We start from the raw sequence: 16,261 nt of genomic DNA, 5'->3' as shown, positions 1-16,261 counted from the left end.
AAGGTATAGTTCAGTGAGTTTCCTGGTCCTTTCAACTCGTCATCTTTTTCCTGTCCTTGGAACCCGTAACGGTAGGCTGTGCTTGACCCGAAACGGTTTGGTACCAGCATTCCAAAAGGATAGTAATCTGAATAGTTAAGAACATCTGCATTAAACCATGCCAATTGACCACTTTTTCCAAAGACAGTTGGAATCTTTTTATCATTAATAACGACTAAAACATTTCCTAAATGATTAGAAAGTTCATAACGCTTATCACCTATTAAATTTAAGTAATTTTTAAATGAAAACTCCCCTGCTTCAGGATAAATTACATCTGAGTAATCTCTGTAGTCCGGTAAAATATCACCATCCGTATTTTGCGTATATGGCACACCTGAAGTTGTAGCGTTAAAAGCTCCTGGACCACCTTCAAATATTTCCCATGTAGCATATCCGTCACCGTCATCATCAACATCCAGATAGTCAGGTATAGTATTTACAATCATATTTGGATTGCTTGACGAAGCCGTAGCATTCGTATTTAAAACCAAACCTGTAAAAGGATTATGATCTCCATCATCGTTGGCTCCTTCATTCATTGTAAAAATACCGTCTCCATCATCATCTACATCTAAATAATTCGGAAGTCCATCGTTGTCAGTATCTATGTTATTGAAACCATTTCCTACAGCAACACACTCATAAATATCATACAATCCGTCTCCATCCTGATCCAATAAACATGGTCCAAGCTTTCTAATATCATCTGCAGACACAACAGTCATCTGAATTGCTGCATTTTCCGAAGCTTTCGGAGGATTATTTATAATTGTAAGACTCTGAGCATCATCAAAACTAAATGAGTGCTTCAATGAAGATCCGACTGGATTTACAGCACTTAAATCATAATTGAAGTAACACATATCAAACTTAGCAGCGCTTCCTCCAAGTTTGTTAGTTAAATTAGTAGGAGCTCCTCCGGCAACCGGTCCATATACGATATTCGTATTTGATATAATCTGCTCCAATCCATCTACAGATAACGTACTTACTGCTGCATTATTCAAATACAAATCAAGTGATAGATCCACACCGTCTTGTTGGATTGAATTTTCATTTGATGCAGTACCAGTCAACGTAAGACTACCTTTCGTCGTTACTCCTTGTTGGGTTGTTCTAAGTTTGGTTACTGTAAATATCGGGCTATATGCATTATTCTCTTTCTTAACTGACAATGCAATTTCATTTGTAATTGTAACCGGCTCAGCATCATCAACTTTAACAATACTTAAATTGCTTACTTCTCCTATTTTGTCATTTTCGAATATAATACCAAAATAAGCATCGTCAGTGTTATTCAACGTATTCACAATTGCTGTGTTAGCCGAACTGCCCGAAAGCGTATAATTGTATTTTATAATCTGATTCCCTGTCGTTATATCTTTTTCTTTTTCTATTTTCAACTGTGTATTTGGAGCTAAATTTCCTAATGGAGTTACTATACCTCCGCTAATTTCAGACAATAATGTCTGACTGCTATTAACAACCTGAGTTTTGAAACCATAGAAGTCTCCATTAATTCTTAGACCGGTACTAATAATAGCTCCTGATGGATTTATAACAGAAGGAACCGTGTCAGGATTATATTCTAAATACCCGTCTTGCGATGCTGCCAAAACTACTCCTGAGCTATCTCCCTGAACGGTATCTGGGCATAAATCTTCAATACATGGGAATTCAACTTTTCCTTCTGCGTTGATTTTACCTTCACTTTTTCTATCAAAAAGACAGTCTCTAACTCGTCTTATTTTAACTGTAGTTCCTTCTACATCAAGATTGTAAACATTAATACAGTTGGTATCCATTGATACAGAAAAATCAGGAAATATTTCCACAGGAGTCGTGGTTGCCGAAAGCATCTTCTCTCCTTGATACTGCAACTTGCCAATTTCGAAAATTCCGTCAGCTAAAGAACTTGCATTGTTAAGTTTTAGTCTGGTATCAAGCTTAAACTTAGTCAGGTCAGGATCCGTTAACGGATTAACTCCACTTGCCAACATTGACCATGTTGCCGATGTATTAGTAGCAATATTTAAAGAGTAATCTCTAAAAACTGTCAATGGTGTTGCTACTGAAGACATTGAAGGTTGCGAAATGTCTGCTAAAGTTGTTTTAGTTTCTGTTTTCTTTATTCCTCCATCAAATATTTCTAAACCTCCTTTTTTAGGGAAAAATTTATAAACCAATAAATTTTTATCTTCAAGTCCTAACCTACTGCTACCAAATATGTGATTCTCTTTCAAAGACAAGCTTATATTTTGACCTCCACGTGAGAACGAGTTATTAAGGTCGTAAACTGCTAATACATTTCCTTGAGCATCTCTTGTATAAAAAGTAGTTTTAATAGTATTTACAATACCATTATTATTGTAAATTCTTTTAGCAATTCTATTTCCTAAACCGTCATATATAAAATCAATTGGAACGGCCATCCCTTTCGGGTCTTTTATAACAGACTTCACTTTACCGTCAACTCTCCATTCAATCTGCAGTTTTTCCGTTTTATCTTCAATTAACTGACCGATTTCATCATAAACATAATTATGACTGTTAAGATTATGAATATCATAAGTTATTCCAAGAGCGGCTAATTGCTGTACTTGATTTTTTAAGTCGTTAGTAAACGTACTGTTAACATTGTCTTTAACAACGGTTAATTTATTATTACCAGGTAAATAGTCATACTCTAACTGATCCATTGCTTCAGGAGCAAAAGTTTCATTAGGCGCAGTTCTATTTAATCTTTGCAGATTACCATTTCTATCGTATTTGTAATCAGAACCGTAACTTGCAGCAAAGCTATCATAACCTTCAGCAGAAGGAACGAAAGAGCTTGACGTCATTTCTTTAATTCGGTTTAACTGATCATAACTGTAATTATTCTTTTGAACAGGAAGTAATTCATCTTCAACTTTACGGATTCCCGTTGTCATTTGCTTAATGTTTCCATTATACAAATTATTGATGTTTCCGGCAATAGTATTATTTCTGCTGAACATTAATGGATTAAATGAATTATCTCCATTATCATCCGTAATTGCTTTATAATCACCATCAAAATAATTAAGAGAATATCCAAAAGCATCTTTTGTTTTAGTGCTTCCGCTTAACAATCCGTCCTGGCCTAAATCATTATTAGCAACAGAAAGATTTTCTCCATTTACAGCTTTAATCCATCCTTGTAAAGTATATATATAGTCTTCACCCTGAACTTTTTTATCGCCAAGTTCAATTCTTGCCAATGGCCCGTGAGGATAATATTTATAATTTGCATCTTTCTCCCAGATAGCCCCATCAGATGATGTTTCCACAGAGACAATACGGTTATCCGCATCATAGTTGTATTTATGGATAAACTGATCTACTTTATTAGGTTGTAAAGTCACTTTATTCACGTTACCGCTTATAAGATCGTAATCATACACAATACGTTTGATGTGTTTCTCACAATCATTTGTCTGACCCGTTGCAGGATCAAGAACATTTAACCCACATGCATATCCTTTAAGTTCACTATTATAAGTTACCAATTCTTTTACATTTCCATGCACATCATAGTTATACAGAATAGCATTATCAAAATTTAAAGGAATTGATGAATCGAAGTTTTCATGATAGAAAACACCTGTAACTCTATTTCTGTTATTAAAAGCCGGATTAAATCCTGCAGCAGTGTTCGTTGTGAATAACCCCGATGCATTTATTCCACTTTCAATTTCAGGATCAACAGTATATTCCGTTCTGGTTACTTCTGTCTTTTCAAATGAATCGTCAAATCCATTTACAGCAGTAGTTCCTATCACCAAACGGCCTTCATCACTTATATCATAATTAGATGCTACAGGAGCATGAACTTCACCTGCTTGAGCAATACGTCCCTGTTCATCATATTTTGTATAACTGAACTTTTCATTTTCATTATAGCTAACAACCTTCAGATTATAAACCTTTGTGCCAACCACATTTAGATAAAAAGTAACATATGCATTTTGGTTACTTGTATGATAGTCTGTTTTGGTAGTAATCAAGCTGCCATTTAAATAATAATTAAAGACACCATTCTTTCTTTCCATTTTTAATTTATCACCAGCCTTTACATAGTTTGATAAGAAATTATAATGTGTAATACCATTTGAATCAGAGTACTTTATCAACAGTTTCTTCTGTTCATAAATATACATTCCATATAAGTGTCTTTGCTCAATATCAGTAATTTCAGTTGGATCAAAATTAACTCCTACTAATGTATTTAAATTATTCGCAAGAGCATCATCTTCAACTGTTCTCTCGATATATCCATTCCCGACCAAAGGTTCATTTACATAACCATAATTAGTTTCATTCCAGCCGGTAGCCACTGTATTCTGAATATTTCCAGCAGCATCCAATGAAAGATAGCCCCCTAGTCTATAGGTACGGGTAATTTGATCTTCGTTGTCCTGCTTAGCATTTTGAGAAGCAATTATCCTGCCTAACTCATCATAGGCAAAACGCGTCATTCCTCCATCAGGTGTATTTTGCCACACCAATTGATTCAACGAATTGTATTTATATTCCGTTTTGAAACTATGACCTGGAACCAGTAAAGGATCTTCGAACTGGACATTATGCTCCCTATGTGCCTTAATCAAATCTTCTTTAGTTGCCATTTCAGTATCCGAATAACGCTTAATACCTTCAGGAGCAATCGTTTGAACTAAATTTCCAGCTTGATCATAATAATACAATGTATATTGATATTCTTTATCATCATACTGCATATGAAACTCTTCAACCACAGTAGACATAGCCTGCTCAATGTATTCTTTGATGAATTTCGCACGCAATGAAGAAATATAAGCATTATACGAATCCAACTGATAAGTAGCGGCAATATTAGCCGAAATCTCTTCACAAGGATTAGACACAGGTACCGGTATAGAATACGTTGGCATTGCATTAGGTGGACAAATTTTGTTTTTCACCATATATACTTCGTCAACAAAATCTCTCCAGAAATATCTAATAATACCGCTAGGATCATTAGGGTCTTCAGGGAAAACCGGCCCAGGGGAATTATTATTATATGCTGCATAAGCATTAATAACAGTATTAATATCTAAATAACCATAATTCAGGTTTGTATCACCAAACTGAGCTATTGATAGGTAGTTAGGATCATCTGTTGATGTTATATTTAATGTATTGATATATGTCTTATAAGATTCAACCAAGTACTGGAAGTTTGATGAACAGAATTTTGTTTCATCAATAATCTGTCTTTTTAATAATGCAATTTTTTGTGAATTCCCGGCTGCATCAAAATTCAAGAATGTCAAATAATCCTGTAATTTCTCCTCACATGGTATTGGAGCAACAGTTTGAGGAATACAAATATTATCACAAATGCTATTCTCCGGATTACTGTTATCACCAGGTGCATATTCAGCAACTACAAGTATCTGATACAGGATATTTGCATCTGCAGGATCCTGAAAATCAATTTGTGCTAAACATCCGAAAGACTGAGTTGGTGTATCATAAGGTAAACTTCCTGTGAATTTTATTTTTGAACTTACCTTAATATCTGCATACTGCTCTAAATTAAATTGGTGGTTGCTTGAATTCCAGTTTGTTTGTTTGCCGCTGATTCCCAGATTCAATCCCAGTCCATTAGCATTCCATGCTCCGGCAGTTACTGTCATAGGTGATCCAATTGAAGACAAGGCTGACCCTGTACCCTCATTAAACATAAACTCTTCGGTAAAATTATTTATTTTATATTTTAAATAATTAATTTCAAATTTAGCAGGATAGTAACTTGGCCAACCTAATCTATCCATAGGCGGATAATGCGTTGTTACAGCCGCATTTTGGTCTACTATATATGATTTCTCAAGTCTGTTATTATCTACGGAGAAGCTAGCACCATTGATAACTACGGTCGGAGATGAAGTATATCCTGTATCCTGCATCGCAATACCGCTAAAATTGAATGTAACATCTATAAGCTGTCCTTTTGCGTATGATACATCTTTAGGCTTGAATATAATATCCTTGAAATACAAACGGCCTGTTGGGCTTCCTTTTGTAATTTGTTTTCTTAATACAAAATAAGGCTTAAATCTTTTTTCAGGATTAACCGTTGAATTAATAGTATTCAGTAAAATTTCTTTATTGGCTACACCTTTCGAGAAATTCTGATTTAAAAATGACGTGTCTTTTCCAGCATGTTTACCGCTATAATTTTGAGTCATGAATTCACATAACTTTTCATTAACTCCGTAACCAAGCGCAACTTCCTCAAAAATAGAGATATGGAAAGTAGTAATTTTTGTAATTCCGCTTTTACTCACATATTCCATTACGGCATTACGGCCATTCTGAGAAAACGGTTCTGCCGTTATTGTAACTGCAATAATATGATCGATTTGCGGTATTTCATTTCCTAAAAATCCTTGCAAATAGAAATGACAGCTTTTATATTCTCCTGTTGGAGGATTGTCATTTAAATTGATTTCAATAAGTCCGTAACCTGAATTAATTTTATAGTGTGTTAACTGATTCTGGCTGTATGGAGTATACTGTGAAGGCAAAGGGAGACTATTTGTTAATAATCCACCAAAAAGAGTCTGTAAATCACATGAACTAACAAAGCTTGAAACAGGTGTATTACTGCTTACTGCGGCTTCAGGTGTGTAAAATTCGTAAGGGCTGTCATTTAAGTGATTTTGCAAAAAGTCGTTTAATACATCTTTAAGTTTGTTTCCAAAATTAAGCGCTGCCGGAGCTGGAATAGCACATACAGGAACATAATCCGGATCACAGGCATTTCCGATTCCATCCTGATCAGCATCTTCTTGCCCAGGATTAACAGATGTTAAACAGTTATCACATATATTTCCAACACCATCATGGTCGTTATCCAGTTGATTAGAGTTAGCAGTATAAGGACAGTTGTCAAAATCAGTCGGAACACCATCATTATCATCATCATATCCGGATACTTCACAAAAATCACCTACACCATCACCATTATAATCCCATTCTCCACAAGCAGAACAACATGCGAAATAAAGTGGCAGACAGTGTGATGTTTCAAATTCGCCTTCGGATTTTGATCCTTTAACATTACTTACCAGTTTTTCTTCTCCAGAAGAACAATATGTTAAAACAGTTGATTCTAAATTACGTATCGTTCCGTCAGGTAACTTGACTACAGTTCTAACTTTACCGTTATTAGAATAATTAACATCAAATATAATATCAACTACAGCATTTGCCAGACTGTTCTCTTCAATGGAATATTCCATTCTGAATGTATTATTAACCTTTATTCTTCCTCCGCTATAATCGCCATTTCCAAACCATTGAACATAATCATTTGGCTGAATTCCAAAATAAGTTTTAAGGTAACCTGCATTAAATACTGAATCTACAGAACCTGAGCCTGAACCATCCTGAATCGTATAAAATTGATCCACTTGATTGATAGCCTGCAGGTGAATGATAAAATTCTTAAACGCAGCTGCAAACAATTCTTTTTTATTACAATTTGCATCATTAGAGACAATAACTTCACCTATTCCCGGCTCTCCTTCAAGGTGACATTCTCCAATTTTAGCTATTGTTTTACCTGTTAGCAAAACATCGCTGATTATACCGTCTTTTTCAACTCTTGCAAGAACTTGGAATGAAAATATCGGATGCGCTCCTGACAATGTAGAAGTTGGCGCATCATAATACAATTGATTAAATCCTATTATATGCCATTTCCCGGCACCTATAATCTTATAATCAGCCCAAGATAAAGTCGAAGCAGCTGGCAATGATAATTCCAAAGCAGCTGGAGTTGATGGGAAACCTGCAGCAACAGGAGTAAAAGCAAATTTTATGCTTTTTGGGGTGACTATAGTAATATCGCCCGTAGGTATTGTAGAAGTTGGAAATGTCAAAGGCAATGGATTTCCTGTAAATTCGCTGAAAAGCTTTGCAGACAATCCTTGACCGATTTTATGCCAATCCGAAACAATAGCTACCGGAGGTGTTGCTAAATTAATATCATTAAATTGACCATTTAAAAATAAATTAAGGTCATTTATTAAAGGACAATTACCTGTTTGTACATAATACTGATAATTACCTAATTGAAGTAATTGATTGATTGCATCCTGTCCTGACACACTTGAATCATAAGTGTTATCGATAGGAACAAATCTTTTCTCTTTACTGTTATAGTTTAATGAAGATAAGTGGTCGCAAAAAACCGGAGTAAGAGGAGTTGTTACCGTAGGATTATTATTAGTTATATAAGTGTCAACGCTCGACGCTAAATTATAAAAGCCAATAATAGCCGTAATGTTTGAATTTGAAGCAGTAACCCCTTCAGTACCAATACATCCATTATAACAACCTTTCGATTTTGCGTATGTATTGATAAAAACATGTTTTATTTTACCTTTAAGTGATATATACAAATTCTTATATGTATTCCAAACTCTATTCATCTCTTCTGTAGTCCATGAAGTCGGGTTAGCGCTTATCACGTTAAAATCACAAGTCTGAATGGCATTACATTTTACAATTTGAATTGCAGCCTGAAATAAAGCAGCTTGCATATTACTTCCTCCTGCAACAAAAACATAGTTTTCATATTGATCTTCTAAGGCAGAAAGCATAATACCTCTCCTAAGTTGGAAAGAGTTTGCGTCTTCAAATCCTCCGGATATTTGCGCGCTAAAATAAGGGTCGCTTTCAAAAACCGGATTAGCACCCATGTTAGCAATATCGAAAAACCCTGCTTCAGATGCTTTTTGATAAGTATCTAAATACTGTAAATAACCGTCAAACTCATCCGAATTTAATATTTTGTTTTGTGCTGATATGAAAGTAGCATTGTTATTCCCTCCGTATCTTCTTACGCTTATGGATTTTGTAAGTCCGCAAAGTTTATCAGAATATTCTAAGTAACAATATTCCGGGTGGTATTTAATTAATGATGTTGCCCAAGACTCTTTCCATTTATCTATAAAAACGGTTACATCTAATAAGTCTTGTGGTTTAACATACGTTTTTCCATCAACAGGATCTGTAATAATTGTAGCACCAACGACTACTTCAGGCGTATAACCAGTGCCATTGCTTAAAACTTCAACTTTATCAGGCTGACCCAACTCATCATAGTATTCGCCATTGAACGGATGTCTCCAATCATTATCAATTATATCATAGGTTTCAACTGCATCATTGTTTTTAACAATTTCGTTATTTTCATTAAAAATACTAAGCAAATCAGTATTCGTATAGGTACCGATTCCTGTAACCGGATCTACGGCGAGGTCACCTCTTGAACCATATTGCCCATCAGGAGACACATCTCTTAAAAGCAATTTTTCATATGTATCACAACCTGAAGCAAAAGTAGGACCACATAATTGTTCGCAAGCTGCATTTAATATTTTCCACTCTCCTTTAAAACGAACTATCAATCCGTCTACATCACTTTGTACTATAGGCTGCCCGAAATTAATTGGAGAAATAACCGCTTCCGGATGAATTGTAACTGCAAACGTTACAGTGTCAATAGAGAAGACATCGTTATTAGTTTCAGGCACATTATAAACACCTTTTAACTGTCTTATAATATAATGATCAAGCGTACCGATACTTTCTGTACATTCTTCACATGTTACATCACAATCAATATGAATTTGCGGTGCAAACTGATTAGGATTGATATAACAATCAGATTTTGGATCTGTTAATTGTGAAATATAATCATCTGCATACAGATTAAGTACAGACTCTTTAACTCTCAAATCTTTAATTAAAGGATAACTGCCTGTATCTAATTTTAAATCAGAAGGCTTGATTGGCAAATTATTTTCATCATAACTAAAAGTAGCCGGGTTAGAAGAAATACTATATTCCCCGATTTGAAAATCAGGAGTCGGTTCCGTAAATAGATTAGTACCGCACTGATTTTTTAAGCTAATATTTAAATCATAAACAAATGAATAATTGTTTTTACAAAATTCCGGATTGAAAAACTTATCGTTACGGACTTTGTAAACAAAATTGTGTTCAACTTGATTACCCGCTACACCAACTTCTTTAGACAAGGTTAGTCTGTCTTCAAAATTATTAAAGTGAGATGATGTTTTTAATTCGTTGTTATCAATAGGTGTATTAGTATCATCAGCATTGACTTTATTAAGTAAGTCAGTAGTGATTTTTTTGTGCAAACTAGAATCTTTTTCATCATCAAGAGCAACTAGTGAATCTGGTGAGTTTCCTGCCAAAGCAGTTGCAACTGTTCTTCCCTGCGGATCAAGATAACTTACACTTACCTGACCATTAGGATCAACAACAATATTTTTTTTATAATGAGATACAAAACCTACATTATAACCAAAAAGTCTGTCTAGTTCTTCTTGATTAGGTGCAGTATAGAAATATTTCATTTCATGATTTGTCCCCAATTGGTGTGTTATACCAACTCCACCTTTTCTGTTTATTCTTCCGGTATTATCCGGTGTGTATTCCACTTGGCTGAAAGGAAAATCATTGGCTTCCGGAACGTATTTACTAAAAGGACTTACTATATTATTGTTACCCGAATAATATTGGCTTGATCCACTTTTATTAATCATCCCTCCTATTTTAGGATCGCATTGTTCTTTTTCATCCCAATCAAAATCCAAATGTGTATATAGCTCATCATTCAGGTTTCTATTCAGGTCTTTAAAATATTTAATATAGTTCTTATCGATTGGAACCGGTAATGCTTCAATTGCCGGCCTACCTTGTGAATCATATATTACTTCACCAACAACAGCCTGATTACTTGTGTTAATTTTAGTAACTGTCTGTCTGTTTCTTAATGATCCGTCAAAATAACTTACTACTTCTTTCTTTTTTCCTTGTTCAGCATAACTTGCCTGAAACTGCCAGTTCTTTTTTATTTCATGCTCAGGAATCGGGATATAACTATTCTGCCAGTCAGCAACTGTTGTTTTCAGAGACATTCCTGAACTCCAAGGTCCATAAAAAGTTTTAGTTACATCGTCCATAAATCTACCTACCGCTCTGACTCTGTAAATAAGGTATCCTTTGGAATAAACCAGAGGAATCTGATAGTAAAGATCTGATGTACGGATTCTGGTATTATCCAATTCAAAATCTCTTGCAGAAAAATTTATTTGGTCCGGATTCAGGATGGAACCAATTGCCTGGGCGTAATTATCCACCCAAGTCCACTCAACCTCATATTCTATAGCACCTGCAAGTGAAGACCATTGGAAATTTACCGCTACAGGGTCGTTTACATCATCATTAAAAATACTTGCCTGAACATTTGGCATTTGTTGACTTACCTGATAATAGCGTTCTGATTCAAAACCTAATTCTAAAAATACATTTGGATTAACAATTGTCATTGTATCTCCAGATGTAACATTAAATGTCGAATAAGAATTAACCTGAACTTTTACTCCATACACATTATTCAATTCATGTAAAGCTAAATCAGAAAAATTAGCAGAGTTCCCTATAGGATTGTATTCTACCGTTAATGACTGGGTATACATATTGGCAGTATCTTCAGCACCACCCGGAAGAATAGGCGTTACATTTAAATTTACCGTTGTTTTACACCAAGTAAATGGCCCTAATTCATTATCAACCTTAAGCCTGATAAAAGCTTTAGGATTAATCGAAACATGATTAGGAACGTCCATTTCAGGGTCTTTTATAACCTTAGACGCACCATTAGTAATTTGGGTGCTAGTATACGTTTGTAACGGGGCTTTATAAATGTTTTGTTGCCCAAAAACAGTCATACTACTAGTTATAAAAACCAATACTAATGATATGTAACGTAATTTATTAGTAATAAAATGTGATAAATTCATAAAAACAGTTTTACTATTATGAGTTGAATAATTTATATGTTGCAATTCTTTTTGACAGTATTATTTTTTTGTCTTTTTCAATAAAATAATTTTCCTTTTTTATCAGTAAATTATCTGTCTTATCATTCTTTGCTCTTGGACTATAAGTGATTTCCAGTCTTGGAATTGTACCAATTACTTTTCCTTTCGCATTTTTGGTTTCCATCTTTTCGATAAAATAAATTATTTGCTTTGAGATGCTGTAATCTGCTTTCTTAATGTGTACAATTACTTTTCTGAGCATAATTTGTGAAAACTTACCGGCTGGCTTTAATTCACAGACAAAATAATCTTTATCGGAATTTAAAAACTTCACATCGAACCCTTTTAGATAATTTGAAATCGACATTGGGGATTCTTGTGCAGCTCCAGCACTTTTCTGAAATATCAAAGCCTTCTCCTCATGATTAATTTTTAAGGAACAGTCTTTAAAAGAAACAAACTCAGTGTCTTTAATTTTAAAATAATTAATGCCGTTCTTTTTGAGGACAACACCATTGTACTGTTCGTAAGCTTTTTTAGTTGTATAATCCAAATACAGGATATATCGGGTTGAAAAGCTGACATATTCTTTTTTATTATATGAGTTAGATGCCTTTTTAAGGACATCCAATGCTGTCATTTCCCCCTGACCATACAAGATTGAGAAAAGAAAAAAGAAAATGACACTGAAAATTTTATTTTTATAAGTCATCTCTAATTACCTGATTTTGTATTACCACTTCGGGTTTCCTGAATAGTGAATACTCCTTTTTCAGTTTCTTTTTTAATTCTTATCAGGCCACCTTCAAGGTCATATTCATAAAAAGTTGAATAATTATTTTCATCCAGTTCAGCCATTAAACGCTGTGTCTGCTGATCGTAAACAAAACTTTTCAAATTTCCTTTACTTGGCAATACACGGATATCATCAAAATAAGACATCTTAGAATCTGTACTTTCATTCAGTAATTCCAAATGCATATCATCAACATTAAGAGGAACTATAAATTCTCCTACGATACGCTGCCAACCGTCAATAACTTCTCCGGCAGGATAGAATTTTTGCTCAGTATCAATTAAATTACCATTCACATCCGTAAATGAAATACTGATACTGCTTTTGTCATAATTCTTAAACTGTGTATCGGGAGTTTCTGCGTAAGCCTCTTTAACCCAACCACTCACAAGATATTTGTGTTCTTTAATTAAGTCGAATGAAGTACAGTCTGTACAAGCAACCGGAGCTGGGCAAGCAACATTATTTTTAACTGTTATATTATCAATTCCGATATACGAAAAAGAGGTATAGGCAACATTCGGATTTGTTACAATAGTTGAATATCCTTCAAAAGTAAGTGTCTGGTCTGTTGCTGTCGCAATAAAATTTATGCTGACATTTGACCATTGCGGATTTGCAACTGTTGTTAATTCAGGTGAATATCTTACCTGATCTCCAAACGTTACTTTCCAATTAACAGAGTTATTAAGGAAACTAAGGTTAGTCATATTGATTTGTTCAAAATCAACTCTATAAGACTGACCCGGTATTAAATTGTGAATTTCTGTTTTAAAACTTTCGATTTTATCATTACCGAAAACTTTACCAATGGCACCTGCAAAAGCACCTCCGTTTTGAGAACTCGGTATTTGTGTATTTATAAAAGGATTTAAAGAAGTAGCTATTGGCATTTTCCATGTATCCGGCGAATTAGAGAGGTTAGACCAACCACCACAATTCACATTACCATTAAAATCATTGGTTCCTGCAACACTATTGCAAGCTCCAAAAGTTCCGTCAACACTGTCAAGTAAATCTGCACAAGGAGAAAGCGGAACACAGCCTACTCCATCGTTAACAATGGTTAATTCGGCATCATCGGAAGCAATACTACATTGACCCGAAGCATTTACAACTCTAAAAGCGAAACTGTTTCGTGTGGTACCCAAACCTCCTGATACTTTACCTTTATATATTACTTCAATGAACTCACCCGGATTAAGTGCAAAACCGGCTGGGAACTGAACTTTTAACCAGTTAGATGTTAAGCCACAAGATGATTCCGCATTCCAGACAGGAGGATTCCCTGATCCGGTTGGAGGACATATCATAGACCTGTCCATGTTTATACCGTTTTGTGCATATTCATAAGTCACAGAAGGCTGTGTAGCCAAATTAGAAATTATGGCAGGCGTTTCACAACTATAGTTAATTGTTGATGCCGAAGCATTGTTTCTTGGAACATTTCCTTGCGGAGTCCCTATTTCATATTGATCGTTTGGCTGAGGCTTTAAATTAATTAATTGCGATAATAAAACTGATGTTGAACCCTCGTTAGCCACTCTCATCTTCAAATTAATATCCTCGCCGTTCTTCACATTAATCGTGCTATCGCTCCAATCACCGGATGTAGGGCATTTTACAAACATCCTGCTGGTAACTTTTGTAAGTGCCAGTATGGAAATAGACGCAAAACCTGAATTCTGGTTGTCTACGGTAAAAACATTAGGAATACTTGTTGGTGCAATTACATTGTTTCTAACCCTGACATTAAATTCGAAACAAAGGTAATTTGCAGAACATGGCATATCAAAGTTATCAAATTTTATTGTTCCATTAGTTCCAATTGAAGGAGTAGACACCGATACAGTTGTACTTGTTCCTGGCAATACAAAACTATTATCAATATCAGTCAGATTAGTAAAAGTGGGAAAGGAAAAATTGTTTGTATAAGCATATTTAAGACCTCCCATGTATTCCAGATTTGAATTTAATACATCCTGAATTACAGTATTTGGATTAACACCTTGTGTATTTTGAACATATAATCTATACGTAAAGGAATCTCCCGGTAATCCAACAGCATTTGATGACCCTGAAGAATTCTCTCCTAATTTTCTAACATATTTGTATTTATAAATAGTCTGATTACATGTAGAAATATTGCCTGTATATGACCCTGACACCACAGCTTCTCCTCCTGCCTGAGCCTGAAGTTGGTAATCAAACTGTAAATTAGTTGCAGTAAATGGAGTAGCATAATTGAAAAAAACATAAAAGTATGTAGACTGCGCTACTGTTGAACAAGGCAGCGTATAAACAATCTTTTTAACGGCTGAACTCGGCAAAGAACCAACAGGAATTTCAGTTCCAGCTGTATTGTAATATTTAACTGTTGATCCCGAACATAAACCACCCGAAATACTTGCAGAAGTAATATTTATTAATCCAACAGTAGGTATTGTAACGGTAAATATACGATTCGCAAGAGAAGGGTTATTTGGTGGTGTATCTACTGTAAAATAAACATACGGACTATTATTACAAAATGTAGGACAAGGGAGATTCTCGCCTATCTGCACAGAAGACAAGTCACCTCCTGTACACATCGCAATCGTACACTCTCTATTAACATTTGTCGTAGTAGGAAATGGATTAGTGTTAATAGTTACTCCACAGGCAGTAGTACCCTCTAAATGAACATTCAGGTTATATACTCCACTAATGCAATTATCAGTTCCATCATCACAAGGGTATTGAATATATACTTCATAGTATTTTGCTCCACTTGCAGGAATAACAGGATTACTCCAAACCACTTTTTGTGTTGTTGCTTCTGTTGTAGTAGTACTACTTACAAGTGCATGGGTATTATTATCATATACGCCTACCACAATAGCGCACTTTGGCACATATAAAATCAATTGCGATCCGTTATTAATACTTGTAACATTACTACCGCTATTAGTTGCGCCCACCAGGTATTTCACCTGTTGACCCAAACAAAATTTATCATTTGGAGCCGATGCTGGATATGGAGTCATCTTTGTGATACTAGCAGCAGCATTATTTCCAGTTTTAGAGGTCAAATTAATGGCTATTGCTTCGGTCTGAACTACGTTGCATGATTTTAATTCAGCATCAATTGTTGTGGTCACAGTATTACAGGTTCCCGGTGCAAATCTCACTCCAACCAATAACGTTTGGCTGGCACCACCTCCTGTATTTGAAAAATTACTTATGGTAAGAATATTATTTGCTCCGTTAACGCTTGGCACAACTGAAGTTCCGGCAGGAAGCACATTAGAAGTCGGCACATATTCTAAAATCCCAATGTTCAATACAATCTCTTGGGTTGTACATCCCTGAGGCGGATTCGTCGGGTTCATTTTTATACGGAATGCAGTACCTGTATTAAACGATATTACACCGGTTTCGGTTTCTAAAAACACACTTTGACCAATACAATAAATATTTGCAAACAGTAAAACGAATAATGTTATTATTTTTTTCATTTTCATATCTTATA

Annotated in this window: 3 protein-coding genes; all 3 read right to left on the bottom strand. The window is 34.9% G+C overall.

Going from position 1 to position 16,261, the window contains the following annotated elements; translation table 11 throughout:
* A partial coding sequence (locus ACRDEC_RS07915) for a thrombospondin type 3 repeat-containing protein (protein ID WP_431497794.1) occupies nucleotides 1–11,933 on the bottom strand: 11,933 nt, incomplete at its 3' end.
* 16 nt (nucleotides 11,934–11,949) lie between these two features.
* Entirely contained in the window at nucleotides 11,950–12,666 is a 717-nt protein-coding gene (locus tag ACRDEC_RS07910) for a hypothetical protein (RefSeq protein WP_431497793.1), read from the bottom strand.
* A gap of 2 nt (nucleotides 12,667–12,668) precedes the next feature.
* Entirely contained in the window at nucleotides 12,669–16,247 is a 3,579-nt protein-coding gene (locus ACRDEC_RS07905; RefSeq protein WP_431497792.1) for a hypothetical protein, read from the bottom strand.
* Nucleotides 16,248–16,261: the final 14 nt, after the last annotated feature.

This window comes from Flavobacterium sp. (genome assembly GCF_050696275.1).
Lineage (GTDB): Bacteria > Bacteroidota > Bacteroidia > Flavobacteriales > Flavobacteriaceae > Flavobacterium.
The sequence above is the reverse complement of the archived record's forward strand: the minus strand, read 5'-3'. Positions and strand labels throughout refer to the sequence as shown.

Coding starts and splice junctions, on each gene's coding strand:
- ACRDEC_RS07905 (WP_431497792.1), bottom strand. CDS start 16,247: ATGAAAAAAATAATAACATTATTCGTTTTACTGTTTGCAAATATTTAT.
- ACRDEC_RS07910 (WP_431497793.1), bottom strand. CDS start 12,666: ATGACTTATAAAAATAAAATTTTCAGTGTCATTTTCTTTTTTCTTTTC.